The sequence below is a fragment of the Yersinia aleksiciae genome (assembly GCF_001047675.1).
Taxonomy (GTDB): Bacteria; Pseudomonadota; Gammaproteobacteria; order Enterobacterales; family Enterobacteriaceae; genus Yersinia; species Yersinia aleksiciae.
This window is the reverse complement of sequence record NZ_CP011975.1, coordinates 2,199,856-2,220,509: the sequence shown is the minus strand read 5'-3', so window position 1 is coordinate 2,220,509 and position 20,654 is coordinate 2,199,856. Positions and strand designations below refer to the sequence as shown.

The following is a 20,654-nucleotide window of genomic DNA, read 5'->3' as shown; positions in this document are numbered from 1 at the left end:
CGAGTTCTGGCTGGAATGGCACTAGTGATAGGATTATGCAGCACCTCTGCATGGTCCGCCTGTACCCGAATTACGGCGCAAAACCAACTGGGCGCGGGTGATGGTACGGCAGCAGCTTGGGCGGGGTCACTGGATTACAACAATGGTTCGCTTGGCTTACCGGGTATCATTGACCTCAGTACCAATGCAAACTTTCAACCAGATGGCACCTTATTGGCGGCAGCAACCTCTGACTTTACCTCTTTTGCCCTAAATACCGGTTATGACCCTGATCGGGTACTCTTCCGCTGTGAAGCTGCCGATGCCGATCAACTGTTCGAGATGTATGCCACTAACGGGGATAATGATTTTGGGGGTAAAAATGAAGATGGCTTAATTGCGGGCAACGTTCCCTCCGGTTTTGCCACCTATGTCCGCAACGTGGTTATCAGACTGACCAACCTCTCCACTGGTGAGTATTACTCTCGTCTATGGAAAGGCCGTCGCTTAACCGATCTGGATAAGGACAGCAGTGGGCGGATTTTAGTCAAAGCGAAAAATTTCAGTAATCTGTATACCGAACTGTTCCGCGTTGATTATGTCCGCACCAGTACCAATAATGCGGCCTCTTATCTCTATGCTTATACCCAACCGAACGCCTATATCGCCTTTAAAGGGCCTGGCGTCAGTGGCCCTATTGAAGGTACCGACTCAGTAACCAACTGGCCCGGTTGGTATACCACCTGGCCGGCCTCCATTGGGTTGTACAACTATGTCACTTTCCGCCGAACCACCATTTGTGCGGTCACCAATTTTACTCCGACGGTGGTATTACCCCGAATTTCGGTGGCCGAACTCAATACTGGCCATACCAGCGCCGCTGATTTTAATGTCGATTTTCAGTGTCAGACTGGCGTGACCTCGGGCGTAACCGCAGGCACGGTAGCGATGGGCTTTTTGGTCCCCGCCGCCAATGTCGCCAAAGCACAAGCATTGGGTTTAATCAACGGCAGCGGGGGTATCAGCCATTTAGTATCGGACAATTATGGTGCGGCGGGTATGGCAAGTGGAGTGGGCATCCGTATCTACCGTAACAATAGCCCAATGAATCTGCTGTCAAAAAACGTGACTCAAACAGGTAATAGTGGTGGCTGGTATGGCATATTCCAAGGCGCGCAACAGCAGACCGGCGCGGTGACGGGAGGGAATAGCTATACGGAGAATTTTCGGGCTGAGTTAAGCAAAATCAGCGGGCAAACTGTGACGGCGGGAGCAGTGAATGCGCATGCGCAAGTGGTTATACGTGTCCAATAATGTGCTTTTCAAAGGCATAAATCGCGGGATCAGCAGCGTGCTACTGTTGCTTATGATGGCCTGTAGTGTGCCGGCGATGGCGAGTGTGATTGCGGAAAGGACACGGGTTATCTTCAGCGGCGGCAGCACAGAAGAGTCACTGCAACTGGTGAATAGCAACAACTATCCGGTGGCCGTGCAGGTCTGGGTGGATGATGGCAATTTAATGGCGACACCGGAGAAAGCGATTTCGCCGGTATTAGTGCTGCCGCCGCTATTTCGACTACAGCCGCAGGCACAACGCAGTTTGCGGTTAATCCTATCTGGTGCCAGTAAATTACCGGAGGACAGAGAATCTGCATTTTGGCTCAACGTTTACGAAATTCCGCCTAAATCAACCACCAAAGTCGAGGATGAATCTTTCGTCACGCTAGCCTTACGTATGCAGTACAAAGTATTTAATCGCCCTAAGAGCATACCTGCGCCGGGGGACACGCTGGCAAAAGCGTTAACCTTTACTTTGGCACGTAACGCCGATAATGCCGTGGTTAAAGTGAATAACCCGACACCCTATTTTGCGTCATTAGCGTCACTTAAATTAGGTTCGGCAGAAGCCTTGCCGGATATGGTCGCACCTTTTTCAACACTCGATGTTCCACTTAATCACCCACCTGCTGCGGGGAGTGCTACCCTCAATTTTGTCTTAATCGATGATTTAGGCAACAGTAAGGCTTTTAGCAGCAATATAAAATAGTGGGGATGTGTTGTGAGGGGAGTTCAGAATAACGAACGACTTATATTTAAAGCTGATCTTAGCGCCTTCGGCTCGCCATTGACTGGTGAGCCAATGCTATTAATAGTCATAACCTCAGTCAAATCTATTAATTTATTCTCTTCTTTGGCCCATAAACTCAATCACCTCATCCAGTCGCCCTTTGCAAATCTGTAGCTCTCGTTTTAAAACCAAGGCATAAATTCCGCTGTCACTCCAACTCACACCCGTAAACTCTGGTATTTCACAGGTGACTAATGCGGATGCGGGTGGAAATAATCGAATGACTTCGGCGACTTTTGGTGCAGGTGGATTACTCTTGCAAGAGGTTAATAATAGGGTCTGGCATGCGCTGAACAGCACAAGGATCGCCAATGGCCTCAGCCCCAAACTGTCTGATTTTTTCCTCACTTTCATTACGTATCACCCTCTCACTCTCTAATTGACGGGTAATGGCAACGCGGTTGGCACTATTATTCTCCTGATAAGCATCGATAATATGACCCAATGTCGCGTTAATTGCCCGTTCTGCTGTTAACTCTTTTTCTGTTTTCTCTAGCCGATTTGACAGGCTATTCCAATGAACAAATAGCACCAGAAAAACGGCTACCAGCACGGTTATTATCCCACCGACAATTTTATAAGGCATAGCCCCCCTGTGAATTCATTGGTGATATATAAATAGTCAATATTTGTACTCTATGGCCCATGTACTCCAGAACTTTAATTCAATTTTAATATTTATCTGATTGGTTACTTTACATAATACAAACCGCCTTAAAGGCGGCCTGTATTATGATTTAGCAAACTTATTTATTCTTTAAAGCCAGGCTTGCCATTCTCGGCCCGCCATTTTTTTATTTCAGCTAAAATACCCTCAGGACTATCCTCTCGATCACTATTAGGATAATAAAATAAGTCTGAGCCATCTGGATGCTCTGTTAGATTTTCAAACTCCGCAACTGCGGCTGAATGTGCATTTTCCGTTGGAAAAACAACTTTATTTACATAGTAAATGTCTGTTAGAAAATCCAAAAATTCCAGTTCTGTATAATCGGATAACTTTTTATTTCCCATCTATGAATCCACCTTTTTTTGAATGAATCTCAATATGACGTTTAGGTGTGACTACATTAATATTATCAACATTGTAAACATCACCACCTTGAGATATTGGAATTTTATGATGAAGCTCATTCCTCACACGCTGGCCAGCTTTATCTGATTTCTTAACAAAAGGAGCATATTCATTCTTCATTAGCTCTTGATTACCCGGAATCTGCGGGGAACCAAATGATGTAATCGTGGAAATCCTGCTCCTCCAGCGCTGGCTGCGGGAACACAGTATGAATGACCGTATGCCGAATGACTGTTTCACCGGTGTGCAATATTCAGACTGTTAATATAATAATAGTCACCATAAATATAATACAAACCGCCATAAAGGCGGCCTGTATTATGGTTTCGCAAACTTATTTATTCTTTAAAGCCAGGCTTGCCATTCTCGGCTCGCCATTTTTTGATAACATTTAGGACACCCTCTGGGCTAGCTTCCGCCTCAGTCTCGGGATAAAAAAGAACCCCATTACCTTGTGGATGTTCAGTAATCTTTACAAAATGACGAATAAGATCATCATGTTCATTTTCAGAAACATCAACAGCAAAAATTTTATTTAAAAAATCTAAGAATTCAGATTCCGTATATTCAGCTATGCTATTTTTTAATTTCATGATTTACCCCCATTTTTTGAGTGAATATTAATGTGGTTTTTCGGCGTTACTACTCGTAGGTTGTCCGCATCATAAACTGCTCCGCCATCTTTAATTGGAATAAAATGATGAAGTTCAAACTTCTCTCTCCCAACTATCTGTTCAATTGGTACTGGATAAGGAGCATAACCCTTCTTCATCCTATTTTGGTTCAGAGGTGAAAACTGCCCAGATAGTTCAGGATCATGCCCGACGGCGAGCCAGAATGCCTCTCTAAATTTATCAAAAGTGCTGAAGCGTCTGCCGCGTAATTGATCCGCAATATGTGCGGGAATCGGTACGCCTGAATCCTTACCCGCCCCTGCCAACCAAATTCCAGAAACAGGTTGCCCGCGCCCCGTCACTGTACCCGGTTCATATCGTGGATTTTTAAAGTAAACATACACCGGCTCCAGCCCGGAATCTGCGGGGAACCAGATGATGTAATCGTGGAAATCCTGCTCCTCCAGCGCTGGCTGCGGGAACACAGTATGAATGACCGTATGCCGAATGACTGTTTCACCGGTGTGCAACGGAGCGGCGGGTGCACTCGCCGGTTGTGGTAAGGCCGGACTGAGATCCGTACCCGGTGGGGCTGTCGGTGTAAAGGTAAACGTCCGGGGTGGCTGGTTATCTGTGGTGAATGTATAACTATTTTTGTCTGCATCATATTGCGCAGCAACGACTTTGACTTTGGCAGGGACTCCCTCCATACCGGTTTTTACCGCATGGACCTCCATCAAGCCATCAGTGTCAGTGATTAACATTCGAACAGGGAGTTCAATGTCATCTTGCTTCGCTGACCCCGTTTCAGGTGCTAACCCCATATTGCTTAAAGGAATGCTACCCGCTAAAAGTGGCCGATCCCAACCCGGTGGTTGATCTGAGCCTTCGCCGACTTTCACGGGGTAGAAAGCAGCCGCAACAGTCACCGCCAGTGGGCCTGCTACCGAGAAGGTGGCAACCGCACTGAGTTTGACCAATGCCATTCGTAGTGAGGCAGCTAATCCCTGCATGACCTCTTGCCCTAGCGCCAGAGTACCCATTCCGGCGACAGCAAAACTGGGTGGGTAGGCACTCCCTGCCGGATGAGCAGGTAAAGAGTAGGTATTTTGACGAATGACTTCCTGTCGTTCGGCCTGTACTTTTGCTGTCTCTACAGCCAGCCGTTCGTTCTCAACACGCTGCCGTTCTGCTGCTTCTGCTGCCAGCCGTGCATTTTCAACACGCTGCCGCTCTGCTGCTTCTGCCGCCAACCGTGCATTCTCAACACGCTGCCGCTCTGCTGCTTCTGCTGCCAGCCGTGCATTTTCAATACGCTGCCGCTCTGCTGCTTCTGCTGCCAACCGTTCATTCTCAACACGCTGTTGCAGCGCCAATAGCGCTGCTTGCTTGGCTCCTAACTCCGCAATCCCTTGATTGAGAGTATTTACCTCACCTTGCTGGATCAGAGCGGTGGCCTTTAGCCTACGCATTTCGGGAACGTACTTGAATGTCCTTCTATTTTCAGGACTTAAAACGAAAGCAAGGCGCTGCTGCACCTTCGCAACTTCCTGGTTTAACAAGATCAGGTTTTTTTCCAGCAGCAGGATATGTGCTGCAACTTCTGCCACTTGCTTGTCTACCAAGGTTCTTTTCCGCCCCAGCTCCTCTGTTACTGAGTTGAAGGGCCCCTGCACCAAAGAACTTTCAACAGCTTCCCGCTCACCTCGCGCAATGTTATAGGCATTACGCGCTTCCTCCCTAAGCTCATGGTGGCTGATTATTCGAATCATTGAGATATACAAGGGTTCAATATTTGTGCCATCGGGAAAGACGATGATGGCATCGCGAGTATGGCGGCCCACAGAGACCGTCACCGATTTAACGGGCGCATTCTCAATCGGGGTTACGGTAGGCTTTCCGGCGACGACAGGGTGCGTTTGATGACCAGGCTCAGCACTATCAACCACATTAATATGTACCGGCGTAACTCCGGGAACCGGTGCGGTATAGACATTGGGTGTCGCTGTTGGAACAGCCCTCACCACCGGAACCCGTTGTGTAACTGTCGGATTCTTGATCAGAACCACCTGTTGCACGCCCTCTTCCATCACATCATTGAGCTGGACATTGACCACCACATCATCAAGGGTTTTTAGTGTCTCTTTCGGAATATCAGTGACTCTGTCGGCAGGAAGAACTGGGGTCGTAAAGTAATGTTCCATCGGAGGATCAGGAGCAATGCTTGAGGGCATCATGCCCATCACCACCACACCAATGGGGCTAGTGCGCGCTGCCCATTTCCCTATGCTAACTAAATTAGTTTCTATAAAGGTAGCCACAACGGACAATCGGCTTAAGGTTATGCCCCAACTCCCGTCAATTAATGTGACAACGGCAGGTACCCCCCCTACGGCCATATAAGCTTGCATATCAGGTCGTTGTGTCAGGCTCGGTGTCTGACTACCGCTTTGGGAATGACGATTCCCTCCCCGATTCCCCCTGCGATTGTTATGACCAAATTGGCTCGGGCTATAATGATGAAGCTTGCCGTAGGGCGTGTTTGAGGTTCCCCACCCACTTCCCCGATTCGAATTTCCACTGCCTGACCCTGTTGGCCCACCTTTGATGCCGCCAGTGGGACCTCGGCTGCCATGGCCTGTGACATTACTGTGTCCTTCACCCATATTTAATTTCCTTATTTAGAGTTGAATTTCATCACTAACGAAAATACCTATTAATCTATTTTTGTTTCATACCTCCTGATATTTCTGCACCATCTGAATTAGTCTTTATGCATTTCCAACGCGATATTTGATTGCGTCATGCACCCATCAATAAAACTTTCAGCGATCTGTAATTGACGCCGTATTTCCCGCTCATTACATTTTTTCAATCGGGCAATTGAAGTTTTAGATTGTCCATAAACATAGTGCCGGATAATAAGCTCCAGCTCTTTCTCTCTGGCCGCGCGTTTTAAATACCCCACTGTAATATCAATTACCAAACCATCATGATCACTACAGGACTCAAGCGATTTCCCTCCGGTGGTTATCCCCCTAAACCCACTGGCGATATGTGGGTAGTCTAGTCGGGTATTATCTCTGGCCCATACACCCCAACGCGCCAGCACAGTTTGAATATCACCCATAACATCTCTCCTTGTTATATTTGAGTCCTTTTGATTTATTTTTAATATAATCAGAAACCATTTACATAAACAAAAAGACCTCACTAATTAGCGAGGTCTTTTATTATTGATAATAGTTGTTGTGTTACTACGGGAATAAAAAGAATAGGTTGTTCGCGATGGGCTTAACCACGATTAACACCTTACAAGAGTTTTTTCGGGCCGTGATAGCATTAATTTAATAATTTTTTCGCCACGAAACAGACAAAATCTAAAATAAAAAAAACCGCCGCCATTAATCAATGGCAGCGGCTTGTTTTGACGAGCGAGAATACTCGACGTCATTGGCGTTGCAGTAAGGCAGCAACGCTCAAGGGCTCTAATATCTTAGCCAGCAACGGCGATACGTTTCATATCGGTCATATACCCACGCAGCTTATGGCCTATCGCTTCGATTGGGTGATTACGGATAGCTTCATTTGCATCACGCAGTTGGGCATTATCGACCGCCGTACCAGCAATACTTTTACCTAAATCGCCCGCTTGCAGTGAATCCATAAACTTGCCTTTCAGCAAAGGAACCGCAGCGTTAGCAAACAGATAATTACCGTATTCCGCAGTATCAGAAATAACCACGTTCATTTCATACAGGCGCTTACGGGCAATGGTATTCGCAATCAGTGGCAGTTCATGCAGGGATTCGTAATAAGCGGACTCTTCGATAATACCGGAGTCAACCATGGTTTCGAATGCCAACTCAACCCCCGCTTTTACCATGGCAATCATCAATACGCCGTGGTCGAAATATTCTTGCTCAGAGATTTTGCCTTCAAACTGGGGCGCATTCTCAAAGGCCGTTCTGCCGGTCTCTTCACGCCAGCCCAGCAATTTAGCATCATCGTTAGCCCAGTCAGCCATCATGCCGCTAGAGAACTCACCGGAAATAATGTCATCCATGTGTTTCTGGAACAGCGGAGCCATAATGCCTTTCAGTTGCTCAGACAACGCATAAGCACGCAGTTTCGCTGGGTTGGATAAACGATCCATCATCAGCGTGATCCCGCCTTGTTTCAGCGCTTCGGTGATAGTTTCCCAGCCGAATTGAACCAGTTTTTCAGCGTAGGCCGCGTCAGTACCTTCGGCAACCAGCTTGTCGAAACAGAGCAGAGAACCGGCCTGCAACATGCCACACAGGATAGTTTGCTCGCCCATCAAGTCAGATTTCACTTCAGCCACGAAAGAGGATTCCAATACCCCAGCACGGTGGCCGCCAGTGGCTGCCGCCCACGCTTTAGCGATTGCCATGCCTTCGCCTTTAGGGTCGTTTTCTGGGTGAACCGCGATCAGTGTCGGCACACCAAAACCACGTTTGTACTCTTCGCGCACTTCAGTACCAGGGCATTTTGGCGCAACCATCACCACCGTGATGTCTTTACGCACTTGCTCGCCCACTTCAACGATATTGAAACCATGGGAGTAGCCCAGCGCTGCGCCATCTTTCATCAATGGCTGAACCGCCTGAACCACTGCGGAGTGCTGTTTGTCTGGTGTCAGGTTAACCACCAAATCCGCCTGTGGGATCAACTCTTCGTAAGTGCCGACTTTGAAGCCGTTTTCCGTCGCTTTGCGCCATGAAGCACGTTTCTCGGCAATAGCTTCTTTACGCAGCGCGTAAGTCACGTCCAGACCGGAGTCACGCATATTTAAGCCTTGGTTCAGCCCTTGTGCGCCACAGCCCACGATCACCACTTTTTTCCCTTTCAGGTAGCCGGCTTCATCGGCAAATTCGTCGCGTGCCATAAAGCGACACTGACCTAATTGCGCCAACTGCTGACGCAGGTTCAATGTGTTGAAATAGTTAGCCATGGTATTACTCCGTTCAGATGCTGTTTTGTGGGTGTAGGGGATAACCTTGGATTCACTATATGACAGGAAACACATTGCTGAAATTGATATATTAACAATGTCATGTTGCAGATTCTGCAATACAGCCTATTCCTGATGCAATACAATGGACATTCTTACTCAAGAGGCGGTCGGTGATGGATTTACGTGACTTAAAATTATTCCTGCATTTGGCCGAAAGCCGCCATTTTGGCCGCACCGCCAAAGCCATGCACGTCAGCCCATCGACCCTTTCACGCCAGATCCAGCGGCTGGAAGAGACCATCGGCCAGCCACTTTTTTTACGTGATAATCGTACCGTGCAACTGACGGATGCGGGCACCCAACTGAAATCCTTTGCGCAGCAAACCTTGCTGCAATATCAGCAATTGCGCCATGCCTTAGGCCAACACGGGCCATCGCTGAGTGGCGAACTGCGGCTATTTTGCTCGGTCACCGCCGCATACAGCCATCTACCGCCGATTCTGGATCGCTTCCGCGCCCGCCATCCGCTGGTTGAAATCAAACTCACCACGGGTGATGCTGCCGATGCGGTCGATAAGGTGCAGTCCAATGAGGCTGATCTTGGGATTGCGGGCCGCCCTGAGGTGCTCCCCAGCAGCGTGGCCTTTACCCAAATTGGCGAAATTCCGTTGGTGCTGATTGCCCCCGCTCTCCCTTGCGCGGTGCGATCGCAGGTCTCCGTCGATCAGCCCGATTGGGCCACCATTCCTTTTATATTGCCGGAGCACGGCCCATCACGAAAACGCATTGATTTGTGGTTCCGTCGCCAGCGCATCACTAACCCCTTGATTTACGCCACGGTTTCCGGCCATGAGGCGATTGTGTCGATGGTAGCATTGGGCTGTGGTGTGGCACTGATCCCGTCAGTGGTGGTGGATAACAGCCCGGAACCGGTGCGCAACCGTATTTCCCTACTGGATGATGTCTCATTGGTGGAGCCGTTTGAGTTGGGGGTTTGTGTCACGAAAAAACGGCTCAATGAGCCGTTGATTGAAGCCTTTTGGGGGCTGCTGTGATGTTTACCCCTTAAACAGAGTAAGAGATAGGCTCGTAAGAGGGCGAATGTGAGTCACTCATCGTAATCCCAACGGCCGCACGATTTGGTTGCCCAATAGTGGCGACAACAGGCGCTCTGTTAAGAGTGCCAAAACCATTCATCGCACTCACCAATTGATCGGATTTCACTTCGAAACGAGCGTGACTGCTAACGTTAGACGTCATTTTTCCAGTAGCATCGTACGCACGATTAGAACAGGAAGTTTCCTCTCCAACAGAATTAAATTTTTGCGATAGCTCAGCTCTGGAGTTAAAAACTCCATCAGAGTCAAAGTTATAATTTTCTGTCATCTTGGAGATCAGATTTTCACTAGGATCAAATTGCTGAGATACCCGAACGACGCCAGTTCTTTCTTTAAAGAGATTCCACTTGAAACTCTGCACCTCCTTAAAGGTACTCACTAACTTTTCATTAGCATCATATGTTTCCTTCTCTTGCTGAGTCCGATAACCAAAAAAATTAAACTCCTGCTTTATTTTAACCATATCGACTAGATTTTGATGGCCATCAAAATTTTTCTCAGTGCTGGCAATCAACCGACCTTTTGAATCGACAGACTGATTTAAAACACTCTTCGACACTAATTTATCCGAAATATCATATTGGTTAGTTATAATATCTTTCTGCGTAAGCTTACCATTGTTATTATACACTTTATTGATTTCAGACTTTACAACACCGTTATTACCGTACGTATATTCATTTTCACTTAATATTTTCCCGCTAAGATCCATGGTCGTTTTAACTTCTGAGGCTACCTCGCCACTCTTTTGGTATATGGTTACAGTTCTTATTTTACCATTCTCCGTTTCTATAACTACCTCACTACTATTACTAATAGTAGATTCCACCTGCCGAAAGCCAGAGTAACTATTATTCATACAGATACCTATATAATTTATCAGATTAAAATAACTTTATTTTATGGATATAAACCATCTAAGCACACAATAAGCCAAAAGATGGGGCTATTTTGCGTAACTTATTGCGGCTAGATGCTAACGATTTTAGCTCTAAATATCGCAAAAAATTAAAATCCATAAGCAAACAAAGGAAATAATATAAAAAACAAGTAAAAAAAATAAGAGACATGAATTTATTTGCGTGATGATTTATCTATCATGAATAAAGCTGCCTATAAGCCATAGACTTAGCAGAGTTGAATTGAAGGAATAAAAAAGGCTCAATGGGCCGTTGCAGACAGTGGACAAAGTTGATTAGCGGAGAGATGTGCCGAATGGGTCGTAACGGCGTAAGCCGTCGGAGCGACCATCAGTGTGGTCGCCCCGCCAGTCACCGAGCTATAAATGAGGTTTGTCAGCAAGCTCAATGAGCCGTTAAGTGATATGTTTCTTAAGTTGCTAACTGTAAGGATAATGATATGTTAACAATGAATGTTCGAAAGACCCTTCGCCTCATAAATATATACCAATGACGGTACTCGAGAGAGTCGCCACATATCTGATATTACTTGCGATAAAAGTATTTTCGATGTCAATGTCGACGCCTTGTAGCGGGAAGCTATTAATTGATTCAGCTAATACCCCCCCTATTTCCGCAGTAGGCTCGGCAATAATATCACGTTGCATTCCACTTTTACCATGATCGTAATCGAGAGTGGTTCCATTTGCATCCAATTGACTCTCGACATAACCCAATATATTCCCTGTAGTATCAAACTCAGTATATCGAATATGATAGCCGCTTATACTACCGGAACTATATTGTGCTTCAATATAGATTCTCACTTGATTAATACCATTAGCACTCGCTTCTTCAGTAGCGTAGGAGTGGAAAGAGCCATCACTATTCTCTTGATAATGTCCATTAAGCTGGCTGATAGACTCTTTATTCTTCGATCTAATCGTTTCTAAATCAGACAAAATACGGTCTAAATGCCCTTCATTCACTTTTACCGCCGTATTATCTTCAGGAAACTGTGTTGAATTAATATCGGAGTGAGCATTTCCAGCCTGATTGTTTATATTATTCATAAATAGCCTCCATATATAATCATCATTTCCATGCCCGTATACGAGCACTAAAATTAATAACACAAAACCACCATCACTCAATAAACAACCATGGAGTAAAATGAAAATAATATTATTAAGGTTTGCGAGGGATTTATTGGCGAGTTAATTGTTGAGGCAGTGTCGGACAATGTGGATTGAGCCACTATCGATAATAAGATAGTGACTCGGCCCTTATGACGCTTAATTAACCCGCGAGGAAAAATTTAAATGCGGGGTTATTGGTCTCATCGTGGCAATCGTAGCCCAAGGCGGTCAGGTGCTGCTCAAATTGCGGTTCAGATGCCGACAACTCAAACCCGGCCAAAACTCGGCCAAAATCAGTGCCATGACTGCGATAGTGGAACAGCGAAATATTCCAGTGCGTGCCGAGCGTATGCAGGAATTTCAGCAAAGCCCCCGGAGATTCTGGGAATTCAAAACTGTACAGGCGCTCACGCAGCGGCTTGGATGGGCGGCCCCCCACCATATAACGCACATGGAGCTTCGCCATCTCGTCATCAGACAGATCCACTACCTGATAGCCCTTCTCCTGCAACTCGGACAAGATCTCAGCCCGTTCAGCATAACCGCGGGTCAAACGTACCCCGACAAAAATGCAGGCGTTATCCGCATCCGCATAACGGTAATTAAACTCCGTCACGGAACGGCCCCCCAGCAACTCGCAGAAACGCAAGAAACTGCCTTTTTGCTCAGGGATAGTGACCGCCAGCAAGGCTTCGCGCTGCTCACCTAACTCACAACGTTCTGATACATAACGTAAACCGTGGAAGTTAACGTTAGCACCCGAGAGCACATGAGCCAGACGCTCACCTTGAATATTGTGCTGCTGCACATATTTTTTCAGACCCGCCAGCGCCAGCGCACCTGAAGGTTCAGCAATCGCGCGCACATCTTCAAAGATATCTTTGACGGCTGCACAGATAGCATCACTGTCGACGGTGATCACCTCATCCAGATACTCTTGGCACAAGCGGAAAGGCTCATCGCCAATGCGTTTCACCGCCACCCCTTCGGCAAACAAGCCGACACGCGCCAGATCCACCGGCTGGCCTGCATCCAGCGCAGCACGTAAACAGGCTGAATCTTCCGCTTCAACGCCGATCACCTTAATTTGCGGCATCAATTGCTTGATCAGCACCGCGACACCTGCCACCAGCCCGCCACCACCAACCGGCACAAATATCCGGTCAAGATGGGCGTCTTGCTGGAGTAACTCCAGCGCCAACGTTCCCTGCCCAGCGATCACCGCAGGGTGGTCAAAGGGAGGAATAAAGGTATAACCCTGCTGCTGGGAGAGCGCGATAGCTTTGCCTTTGGCCTCATCAAAATTGGCACCAAACAGCAGCACCTCGCCACCAAAACCCCGCACTGCGTCAACTTTGATGTCAGCGGTTGCCACTGGCATCACAATCAGCGCCTTAATCCCCAACTTGCTGGCCGACAGCGCCACACCCTGCGCATGGTTACCCGCAGACGCGGTAATCACACCACAGGCTTTCTGCTCTTCTGTCAGACTCGCCAGCATCGCGTAAGCGCCACGCAGCTTAAAGCTGTGCACTGGCTGCCGATCTTCGCGTTTCACCAAAATGGTATTGCCCAAGCGGGAGGAGATCTTTTCCATCACTTGCAGTGGGGTGACTTGTGCCACCTCATACACTGGCGCGCGAAGTATCGCACGCAGATATTCTGCCCCACAGGGGGCAGCGGGTAAGGGTTGTGATACCGCCATGGGGATTAGCCTCCCAGCTTACTTTTGTCGCGCACCGCACCTTTGTCCGCGCTGGTTGCCAATAGGGCATAAGCACGCAGTGCATAAGAAACCTGACGTTCGCGGGCTTTCGGTGACCATGCAGCAGCGCCACGGGCCTCTTCAGTTTCACGACGAGCAGCCAGCTCAGACTCACTCACATCCAATACAATGCTACGGTTTGGAATATCGATATTGATAAAATCGCCATCCTGCACCAAACCAATCAAGCCACCACTGGCGGCTTCGGGTGAGACGTGACCAATCGACAAGCCCGAGGTACCACCGGAGAAGCGACCATCCGTCAGCAGTGCGCAGCTCTTGCCCAAGCCCATGGATTTCAGGTAAGTGGTCGGGTAGAGCATCTCCTGCATCCCCGGCCCGCCTTTCGGCCCTTCGTAGCGAATCACCACCACATCACCGGCCACCACTTTGCCGCCGAGAATCGCGGCTACCGCATCATCCTGACTCTCATACACTTTGGCCGGGCCACGGAAAATCAGACTCTCTTTATCCACGCCCGCGGTTTTAACGATACTGCCGTTTTCAGCAATATTGCCGTACAACACCGCCAAACCACCGTCTTGGCTGTAGGCATGTTCACGAGTGCGGATACAACCCTCTTCGCGGTCGGTATCCAGTGAGGGAAAACGACAATCCTGCGAGAAGGCTTTGGTGGTGCGGATACCGGCTGGACCGGCGGCGTACATCTGTTTCACGCCTTGGTCTTGGGTCAGCATCACGTCATAGGCTGACAACGTTTGTGTCAGATTCAGCCCCAAGACGTTTTTCACTTCTCGGTTCAGCAGGTTAGCGCGATCCAGCTCGCCTAAAATCCCCATCACCCCACCCGCACGGTGTACATCTTCCATATGGTATTTCTGGGTACTCGGCGCAACTTTGCACAGATGTGGCACTTGGCGAGATAAACGGTCGATATCGCTAATATCGAAATCAATGTCCCCTTCCTGCGCCGCGGCCAGTAAGTGCAGCACGGTGTTGGTCGAGCCGCCCATGGCGATATCCAGCGTCATGGCGTTTTCAAATGCCGCTTTGTTGGCGATGCTACGCGGCAAGGCAGTGACATCATCTTGCTCGTAATAACGTTTGGTCAACTCAACGATATGCCGACCGGCATCAAGGAATAGCTGTTTACGGTCAGCATGAGTCGCCAACAGTGAACCGTTACCCGGCAAAGCCAGACCCAGCGCCTCATTCAGGCAGTTCATCGAGTTGGCAGTAAACATCCCAGAGCAGGAGCCGCAGGTTGGGCACGCTGAGCGCTCAATCTGTTCACTGTCGGCATCGCTGACATTAGGGTTAGCGCCCTGAATCATGGCATCCACCAGATCCAGCTTGATAATTTGGTCTGACAGCTTGGTTTTACCGGCTTCCATCGGGCCGCCAGAGACAAAGATTACTGGGATATTCAGTCGCAGAGACGCCATCAGCATCCCTGGGGTAATTTTGTCGCAGTTAGAGATACACACCATGGCATCCGCGCAGTGGGCGTTAACCATGTACTCAACGGAGTCAGCGATCAATTCACGCGAAGGCAGAGAGTAGAGCATGCCGCCGTGACCCATGGCGATCCCATCATCCACCGCAATGGTGTTGAACTCTTTCGCCACACCGCCAGAAGCTTCAATTTGCTCCGCGACCAGTTTGCCTAAGTCGCGCAAATGAACGTGGCCCGGGACAAACTGGGTAAATGAGTTAACCACGGCAATAATTGGTTTGCCGAAGTCATCATCGGTCATACCGGTAGCGCGCCACAGAGCGCGGGCGCCGGCCATATTGCGGCCATGGGTGGTGGTATGGGAACGGTACTTAGGCATTGTCTCTTTACTCCGCGTTTTTTATTTTGCACATCAATTCGGTGCTGCAAATGATTCGGTGTTGCAAATGAATGTTATTTTTCAAAAGTAAGCTGTATGGCAGGTGGCGAACGAACCACCTGCGGTTTGCTACTAACAATTATTTCTATTTCGCTAATGACGCTTATTTCGTTGAAGACGCTTATTTCGTTGAAGACTCTGGGTAAACCTGATCCAACCAACCCCATTTGTCTTCAGTTTCGCCAGTAAACAGGCCGAAGAACGCTTGCTGGATTTTTGCAGTGATCGGGCCACGTTTACCAATACCCACCTGAATGCCATCAACACTGCGTACTGGCGTGATTTCTGCCGCTGTACCTGACATAAACACTTCGTCCGCCAGATAGAGAGACTCACGTGACAACACTTGCTCACGCACTTCCAGCCCCATATCTTTCGCCAGTTTGATAATGGCGTCGCGGGTGATACCCGGCAGCGCAGAAGAGGTGAATGGTGGCGTGAACAGAATCCCATCTTTCACTTCAAACAGGTTCTCACCGGCACCTTCAGACAGGAAGCCGTGGATATCCAGCGCAATCCCTTCTTGATAACCATGGCGGCGTGCTTCACTGCCCACCAGCAAGGAGGAGAGGTAGTTACCACCGGCTTTTGCTGCCGTTGGGATGGTGTTAGGGGCAACACGGTTCCACGAGGAGACCATGGCATCAATACCCTGCTCCAGCGCTTCTGGGCCAAGGTATGCACCCCATGGAAACGCCGCGATAATCACATCAGTCTTATAGCCATCTGGCGGGTTCACACCCATGCCCACATCACCGATAAAGACCAATGGGCGGATATAAGCGCTGGTCAGCTTATTGGTACGCAGTGTCTCGCGGCAAGCTTCCATCAGCTCATCTACTGACTGAGAAACCGGCATACGATAAATTTTGGCTGAGTCATGCAAACGCTGCATGTGTTCGCGGTGACGGAAAACCACTGGCCCTTTATGGGAGTCGTAGCAACGAACACCTTCGAAGACTGACGTGCCGTAGTGTAACGCGTGAGACATCACGTGAACTTTGGCCTCTGCCCACGGAACCATTTCACCGTTAAACCAAATAAAATCAGCTTTCTTCGTCATTCTTTTCTTTCCTTGTGGCGCATCAGGCGCGTATCTGTAATGAATTAGGTTGTAGGATCTCGACGCAGGCGACATCCATAAGCTTACTCAGCTGAGAAGACAGTAAATCGACAGGGCGTTGGCTGGCAACGGTCAATTCAATATTAATATTCTCAGCATTAATCATTGGCGACATATTCATAGCACAAACCTGAAAGCCGCGGTGCCGCACAACCCGCAATACGCGCTCTAACATCTCAGGGCGGAAGCGGGCTTGGATAGAGAGTTGATGTTGTATCATGAGACTTTCTCCAGCATGGTTTCATTACCTGCGCCTGGCGGCACTAACGGCCAAACGTTTTCGAGTTCGTCGATAGAAACCTGGAGCAAATAAGGGCCTTCGCTGTTAAACAACGCATCCAGTGCGGCTTCGACTTGGTCTTTTCGGGTGATACGTTGGCCGGGGATATTGAAAGCACTGGCCAGAGTGATGAAATCGGGATTATCAGAGAGATTGGTTTCGCTATAACGTCCATCAAAAAACAGCTGCTGCCACTGTCGAACCATCCCCAACCGCTGGTTATCCAACAAGACGATCTTCAGCGGTAACTGTTTTCGTTTGATCGTACCCAACTCCTGAACATTCATCATAAACGAACCGTCGCCGGAGACACAGATAACCATGTCATCAGGGCGGGCCATCTGTGCGCCAACCGCCGCCGGAACGCCGAAGCCCATGGTGCCCAAGCCGCTGGAGGTGATGAAATTTTCAGGACGGGTAAAGTTCATATGTTGCGCCGTCCACATCTGATGCTGACCCACATCGGTGGTCACCACGGTTTGCGGCGCTTTACGCTCAGAAATCTGCTTCAGCAACAACGGGGCATAGATCGCCTGCCCTGGGTGGTCGTAACGCCAGCTATGTTGCTGCTTTAACGCCATAACCTCATCACGCCACGGTTGGATATTCAGCGGCTGCTGTAAGGCGGGCAGTAACACCCTCAAGTCGCCCTGCAAAGCCACGTGAACCTGGCGCAATTTACCCAGCTCAGCCGGATCGATATCCATATGGATAACTTTTGCTTTCGGGGCGAATGTATTCAGCTTGCCGGTGACGCGGTCATCAAAACGGGCGCCAACTGCGATCAATAAATCACAATCCTGTACGGCAAAGTTCGCCGCTTTGGTGCCATGCATTCCCAGCATCCCCAGATAGCAAGGATGCTCAGTATCCGGTGCGCCCAAGCCTTTCAGAGTCGCCACCGCAGGCATACCGGTCGTCTCAATAAAATCACGCAGCGCGGGAACCGCCTGTGCCATACCAACGCCGCCACCAACATACAGCATCGGTTTTTTAGCCGCCGCCAGCATATCCCAGGCTTGTTGCAACTCGGCGGCAGAATCCACCAAATGCTCTTCAACCGGCATCAAATGCGGGGTCAATTCCCCCACTGCCAGCTGAATATCCTTAGGAATATCAATTAAAACCGGACCAGGGCGGCCACTGGTGGCGATGGCAAAGGCTTCAGCCATGATCCCCGGCAGCGCATCCAGTGATTCAACGAGAAAACTGTGTTTGGTGCAGGCCAGTGACAAGCCCAGTACGTCGATCTCTTGAAAAGCATCGGTGCCGATCAGCGCAGAACCCACCTGACCGGTGATCGCGATGACGGGTACGGAGTCCAGCAAGGCATCAGCCAAACCGGTGATCAGATTCGTGGCCCCCGGGCCGGAAGTGGCGATGCACACCCCGACTTTGCCGGTTGCACGTGCATAACCGATAGCGGCAATCGCAGCGCCCTGCTCATGGCGACAGAGTAGATGCTCGACGCCCCCATCATACAAAGCGTCATACACCGGCATAATCGCACCACCTGGGTAGCCGAATACCGTATCAACACCCTGCGCACGCAACGCTTGAACCACCCACTGAGCACCATTCATAGTTATTTCCCCGACCTTTTGCGGGAGGCACAGGATTTTATTCTGTTGTGCATTTTATGTTCCTCGCGTCTTTAACGTACCAATAAAAAAACCCCCGGACCTTTCGGTGCGGGGGTTCTCTTGAGATTAAGGCTTGATTTTTATGCCTTTCTTCGTCCAAGTGCAGCCCCGCACGGTGGGATAATAATCACCACCACGCTAATTAGGACTAGGTTAATCACTTGGACAATCGCTTTCATAATTAGGTTGTTCATCTGTCTAGTGTCGAACGAATACCTACAGAGTTATCACAGTTATCGGTTGCCTGACAATATTTATTTAAATTATTATTTTGTGAACCTACCCACGAAACGCCACAAACGTATTATTTATCAACCATTAAAACCCACATCGGCGAGCTGGTCTTTTTTGCGGGCCATACCGCAACTTTTAATTTTGGTGCAGCCGTTACACCGAAACTTCTCGCGATATTTCGCAAGTCCATCATTTCCCTGTGCACTGAAAAAAAACCTGAGGCACTCTCTGGCTGGCGGCAATCACGGCAAAGGAATGCATTATGTCACTGGCAACTATTCACACTCGCGCCACCTTGGGTATTCAGGCTCCCAATGTCACGGTAGAGGTCCATATCAGCAATGGGCTACCCGGATTAGTCTTGGTTGGCTTACCGGAAACCACGGTAAAAGAGGCGCGGGATAGAGTTCGGAGCGCATTAATCAACAGCGGTTTTAGCTTTCCCGCGAAACGGATCACCGTCAGTCTGGCACCGGCAGATTTACCCAAAGAGGGCGGTCGGTATGATCTGCCTATCGCATTAGCGATACTGGCGGCGTCAGAACAGATTCCTGCGGATAAGTTAGCGGGCTATGAGTTCTTGGGTGAACTTGCCCTGTCAGGGGCGCTAAGGCGGGTTAGCGGCGCAATTCCGGCAGCACTCGCCAGTCGTGAGGCCCAGCGGCAGTTAATCCTCCCCACCGCCAACCAGCTTGAAATCGGTTTGATCCCGCAAGGTAACAGTTGGGTCGCCGATCACTTACTGGCGGTGTGTGGTTTCTTGCAGGGTGAAAACAACCTCGCTCAGGGTCAACCCCTTGAATCTGCCCCATCTTGGGATAACAGCCTCGACCTGCAAGATATCATCGGTCAATCACAGGCAAAGCGCGCCTTAGAAATCGCTGCGGCTGGTGGCCATAACCTGCTACTACTCGGGCCTCCGGGAACTGGAAAAACCATGCTGGCTAATCGGCTTACCGGATTACTGCCGCCGCTCACCGATCAAGAAGCGCTGGAGGCAGCCGCCATCAACGGCCTGCTACACAGCAACGAACTCCCCGCCCAGTGGCGCTGCCGCGCTTTTCGCGCACCGCATCACAGCGCATCCATGGCGGCACTGATTGGTGGCGGCTCCATCCCCCGGCCCGGTGAGATATCGCTGGCCCATAATGGGGTACTGTTTCTGGATGAGTTGCCGGAGTTTGAGCGGCGGGTACTGGACTCACTGCGAGAGCCGCTGGAGTCAGGCGAGATCATTATCTCCCGCGCCGCCGCCAAAGTATGTTTCCCCGCGAAAGTGCAACTGATAGCCGCGATGAATCCCAGCCCTAGCGGCCATTATCAGGGCATTCATAACCGCACGCCACCACAGCAAGTTCTGCGTTATCTGGCAAAACTGTCGGGTCCATTTCTGGACAGATTTGATCTCTCGATTGAAGTCCCATTGCTACCCGCAGGTATGCTCGGCGCACAGAAAAGTCAGGGAGAGAGTAGCGAAACCGTTAGGCTGCGAGTTTTACAGGCGAGGCAAAGACAACTGGATAGAGCCGGAAAGATAAATACCCAACTGAGCAGCCAAGAAGTTGCTGAACATTGCTATTTAGCACCGGAGAACGCCGCTTTTCTGGAACAGGTTCTGCTGACATTGGGGTTGTCGGTGCGCGCATGGCACCATATTTTGAAAGTCGCACGTACCATCGCGGATTTGGCTCAGGAGAATAACATCCAAAAAAGTCATCTTTCGGAAGCACTAAGCTATCGTTGCATGGACCGATTGCTGTTGCAGCTACATAAGAGCCTAATGTGAATAGAGAGCAGAAGCCCCCTATTATCCATCACCGCAC

The 20,654-nt window shown here is 49.3% G+C and carries 21 protein-coding genes; 4 read left to right on the top strand and 17 right to left on the bottom strand.

Features of this window, described 5'->3' with window-relative positions:
- Positions 1 to 15: 15 nt before the first annotated feature.
- Both stbD and ACZ76_RS10000 read left to right on the top strand, forming a co-directional pair.
- Complete coding sequence (gene stbD / locus ACZ76_RS10005) at positions 16 to 1,293, top strand: fimbrial usher protein StbD (RefSeq protein WP_048618813.1); 1,278 nt, start codon at positions 16 to 18, stop codon at positions 1,291 to 1,293.
- Positions 1,259 to 2,026, top strand: a complete 768-nt coding sequence (locus ACZ76_RS10000) for a fimbrial biogenesis chaperone (protein WP_048618812.1) — start codon at positions 1,259 to 1,261, stop codon at positions 2,024 to 2,026. The genes stbD and ACZ76_RS10000 overlap by 35 nt, the downstream gene beginning before the upstream one ends.
- A gap of 132 nt (positions 2,027 to 2,158) precedes the next feature.
- Here ACZ76_RS10000 and lysC read toward each other — a convergent pair whose 3' ends face one another.
- The 9 genes from lysC to ilvC form a co-directional block, all read right to left on the bottom strand.
- Positions 2,159 to 2,461, bottom strand: coding sequence for an Rz1-like lysis system protein LysC (lysC, locus tag ACZ76_RS19795; RefSeq protein ID WP_425281667.1), 303 nt, complete (start codon positions 2,459 to 2,461; stop codon positions 2,159 to 2,161).
- Entirely contained in the window at positions 2,358 to 2,693 is a 336-nt protein-coding gene (locus ACZ76_RS09995) for a DUF2570 domain-containing protein (protein WP_048618811.1), read from the bottom strand. The genes lysC and ACZ76_RS09995 overlap by 104 nt, the downstream gene beginning before the upstream one ends.
- 164 nt (positions 2,694 to 2,857) lie before the next feature.
- Complete coding sequence (locus ACZ76_RS09990) at positions 2,858 to 3,121, bottom strand: bacteriocin immunity protein (protein ID WP_048618810.1); 264 nt, start codon at positions 3,119 to 3,121, stop codon at positions 2,858 to 2,860.
- Complete coding sequence (locus ACZ76_RS19680) at positions 3,111 to 3,323, bottom strand: HNH endonuclease signature motif containing protein (RefSeq protein ID WP_412179161.1); 213 nt, start codon at positions 3,321 to 3,323, stop codon at positions 3,111 to 3,113. The genes ACZ76_RS09990 and ACZ76_RS19680 overlap by 11 nt, the downstream gene beginning before the upstream one ends.
- Positions 3,313 to 3,387 carry an S-type pyocin domain-containing protein gene (locus ACZ76_RS19745; protein WP_390621180.1) on the bottom strand — a complete coding sequence of 25 codons (75 nt, stop codon included), beginning with the start codon at positions 3,385 to 3,387 and terminating at the stop codon, positions 3,313 to 3,315. Before ACZ76_RS19745 ends, ACZ76_RS19680 begins: the two co-directional genes overlap by 11 nt.
- Before the next feature lie 133 nt (positions 3,388 to 3,520).
- The gene (locus ACZ76_RS09980) at positions 3,521 to 3,775 is read right to left on the bottom strand and encodes a bacteriocin immunity protein (protein ID WP_048618808.1); all 255 of its coding nucleotides are present in this window, start codon (positions 3,773 to 3,775) and stop codon (positions 3,521 to 3,523) included.
- On the bottom strand, positions 3,772 to 6,462 hold the full coding sequence (locus tag ACZ76_RS09975; RefSeq protein ID WP_048618807.1) for an S-type pyocin domain-containing protein: 2,691 nt from the start codon (positions 6,460 to 6,462) through the stop codon (positions 3,772 to 3,774). The genes ACZ76_RS09980 and ACZ76_RS09975 overlap by 4 nt, the downstream gene beginning before the upstream one ends.
- A gap of 98 nt (positions 6,463 to 6,560) precedes the next feature.
- The gene (locus ACZ76_RS09970) at positions 6,561 to 6,926 is read right to left on the bottom strand and encodes an antiterminator Q family protein (RefSeq protein ID WP_048618806.1); all 366 of its coding nucleotides are present in this window, start codon (positions 6,924 to 6,926) and stop codon (positions 6,561 to 6,563) included.
- A 366-nt stretch (positions 6,927 to 7,292) separates the two neighbouring features.
- Entirely contained in the window at positions 7,293 to 8,771 is a 1,479-nt protein-coding gene (gene ilvC, locus ACZ76_RS09965) for a ketol-acid reductoisomerase (protein ID WP_048618805.1), read from the bottom strand.
- 176 nt (positions 8,772 to 8,947) lie between these two features.
- On the opposite strand from ilvC, the gene ilvY reads away from it, so the two are divergent.
- A complete protein-coding gene (gene ilvY, locus ACZ76_RS09960; RefSeq protein ID WP_048618804.1) occupies positions 8,948 to 9,829 on the top strand; it encodes an HTH-type transcriptional activator IlvY in 882 nt (293 codons plus the stop codon).
- Between the two features lie 10 nt (positions 9,830 to 9,839).
- Here ilvY and ACZ76_RS09955 read toward each other — a convergent pair whose 3' ends face one another.
- The 8 genes from ACZ76_RS09955 to ilvL all read right to left on the bottom strand — a co-directional run bounded on the left by ACZ76_RS09955 (position 9,840) and on the right by ilvL (position 18,776).
- Positions 9,840 to 10,751: a hypothetical protein gene (locus ACZ76_RS09955; protein ID WP_048618803.1), complete on the bottom strand. Its 912-nt coding sequence runs from the start codon at positions 10,749 to 10,751 to the stop codon at positions 9,840 to 9,842.
- Positions 10,752 to 11,285: 534 nt separating this feature from the next.
- Positions 11,286 to 11,864 (bottom strand): hypothetical protein, encoded by a 579-nt coding sequence (locus ACZ76_RS09950; protein WP_048618802.1) that lies wholly within the window; start codon positions 11,862 to 11,864, stop codon positions 11,286 to 11,288.
- 226 nt (positions 11,865 to 12,090) lie between these two features.
- Positions 12,091 to 13,635, bottom strand: a complete 1,545-nt coding sequence (ilvA, locus tag ACZ76_RS09945) for a threonine ammonia-lyase, biosynthetic (protein ID WP_048618801.1) — start codon at positions 13,633 to 13,635, stop codon at positions 12,091 to 12,093.
- A gap of 5 nt (positions 13,636 to 13,640) precedes the next feature.
- Positions 13,641 to 15,491, bottom strand: a complete 1,851-nt coding sequence (ilvD, locus tag ACZ76_RS09940) for a dihydroxy-acid dehydratase (protein ID WP_048618800.1) — start codon at positions 15,489 to 15,491, stop codon at positions 13,641 to 13,643.
- A gap of 181 nt (positions 15,492 to 15,672) precedes the next feature.
- Positions 15,673 to 16,614: a branched-chain amino acid transaminase gene (locus tag ACZ76_RS09935; RefSeq protein WP_048618799.1), complete on the bottom strand. Its 942-nt coding sequence runs from the start codon at positions 16,612 to 16,614 to the stop codon at positions 15,673 to 15,675.
- Between the two features lie 22 nt (positions 16,615 to 16,636).
- On the bottom strand, positions 16,637 to 16,894 hold the full coding sequence (gene ilvM / locus ACZ76_RS09930; protein WP_032815498.1) for an acetolactate synthase 2 small subunit: 258 nt from the start codon (positions 16,892 to 16,894) through the stop codon (positions 16,637 to 16,639).
- Positions 16,891 to 18,537, bottom strand: coding sequence for an acetolactate synthase 2 catalytic subunit (ilvG, locus tag ACZ76_RS09925; protein ID WP_048618798.1), 1,647 nt, complete (start codon positions 18,535 to 18,537; stop codon positions 16,891 to 16,893). The genes ilvM and ilvG overlap by 4 nt, the downstream gene beginning before the upstream one ends.
- Before the next feature lie 140 nt (positions 18,538 to 18,677).
- Complete coding sequence (ilvL, locus tag ACZ76_RS18360) at positions 18,678 to 18,776, bottom strand: ilv operon leader peptide (protein ID WP_071822504.1); 99 nt, start codon at positions 18,774 to 18,776, stop codon at positions 18,678 to 18,680.
- A 317-nt stretch (positions 18,777 to 19,093) separates the two neighbouring features.
- Here ilvL and ACZ76_RS09920 point away from each other — a divergent pair, with 317 nt between their 5' ends.
- On the top strand, positions 19,094 to 20,617 hold the full coding sequence (locus tag ACZ76_RS09920) for a YifB family Mg chelatase-like AAA ATPase (RefSeq protein WP_048618797.1): 1,524 nt from the start codon (positions 19,094 to 19,096) through the stop codon (positions 20,615 to 20,617).
- The last annotated feature ends 37 nt before the right edge of the window (positions 20,618 to 20,654 follow it).

What these genes read in the sequence shown, in the direction of transcription:
- ACZ76_RS09970 (WP_048618806.1), bottom strand. Translation starts at nt 6,926, where the DNA reads ATGGGTGATATTCAAACTGTGCTGGCGCGTTGGGGTGTATGGGCCAGA.
- ACZ76_RS09935 (WP_048618799.1), bottom strand. Translation starts at nt 16,614, where the DNA reads ATGACGAAGAAAGCTGATTTTATTTGGTTTAACGGTGAAATGGTTCCG.
- ACZ76_RS09920 (WP_048618797.1), top strand. Translation starts at nt 19,094, where the DNA reads ATGTCACTGGCAACTATTCACACTCGCGCCACCTTGGGTATTCAGGCT.
- ilvG (WP_048618798.1), bottom strand. Translation starts at nt 18,537, where the DNA reads ATGAATGGTGCTCAGTGGGTGGTTCAAGCGTTGCGTGCGCAGGGTGTT.
- stbD (WP_048618813.1), top strand. Translation starts at nt 16, where the DNA reads ATGGCACTAGTGATAGGATTATGCAGCACCTCTGCATGGTCCGCCTGT.
- ACZ76_RS10000 (WP_048618812.1), top strand. Translation starts at nt 1,259, where the DNA reads ATGCGCATGCGCAAGTGGTTATACGTGTCCAATAATGTGCTTTTCAAA.
- ilvC (WP_048618805.1), bottom strand. Translation starts at nt 8,771, where the DNA reads ATGGCTAACTATTTCAACACATTGAACCTGCGTCAGCAGTTGGCGCAA.
- ilvL (WP_071822504.1), bottom strand. Translation starts at nt 18,776, where the DNA reads ATGAAAGCGATTGTCCAAGTGATTAACCTAGTCCTAATTAGCGTGGTG.
- ACZ76_RS09955 (WP_048618803.1), bottom strand. Translation starts at nt 10,751, where the DNA reads ATGAATAATAGTTACTCTGGCTTTCGGCAGGTGGAATCTACTATTAGT.
- ilvD (WP_048618800.1), bottom strand. Translation starts at nt 15,491, where the DNA reads ATGCCTAAGTACCGTTCCCATACCACCACCCATGGCCGCAATATGGCC.
- ACZ76_RS09990 (WP_048618810.1), bottom strand. Translation starts at nt 3,121, where the DNA reads ATGGGAAATAAAAAGTTATCCGATTATACAGAACTGGAATTTTTGGAT.
- ilvM (WP_032815498.1), bottom strand. Translation starts at nt 16,894, where the DNA reads ATGATACAACATCAACTCTCTATCCAAGCCCGCTTCCGCCCTGAGATG.
- ilvA (WP_048618801.1), bottom strand. Translation starts at nt 13,635, where the DNA reads ATGGCGGTATCACAACCCTTACCCGCTGCCCCCTGTGGGGCAGAATAT.
- ACZ76_RS09995 (WP_048618811.1), bottom strand. Translation starts at nt 2,693, where the DNA reads ATGCCTTATAAAATTGTCGGTGGGATAATAACCGTGCTGGTAGCCGTT.
- ACZ76_RS09980 (WP_048618808.1), bottom strand. Translation starts at nt 3,775, where the DNA reads ATGAAATTAAAAAATAGCATAGCTGAATATACGGAATCTGAATTCTTA.
- ACZ76_RS09975 (WP_048618807.1), bottom strand. Translation starts at nt 6,462, where the DNA reads ATGGGTGAAGGACACAGTAATGTCACAGGCCATGGCAGCCGAGGTCCC.
- lysC (WP_425281667.1), bottom strand. Translation starts at nt 2,461, where the DNA reads ATGAAAGTGAGGAAAAAATCAGACAGTTTGGGGCTGAGGCCATTGGCG.
- ACZ76_RS09950 (WP_048618802.1), bottom strand. Translation starts at nt 11,864, where the DNA reads ATGAATAATATAAACAATCAGGCTGGAAATGCTCACTCCGATATTAAT.
- ilvY (WP_048618804.1), top strand. Translation starts at nt 8,948, where the DNA reads ATGGATTTACGTGACTTAAAATTATTCCTGCATTTGGCCGAAAGCCGC.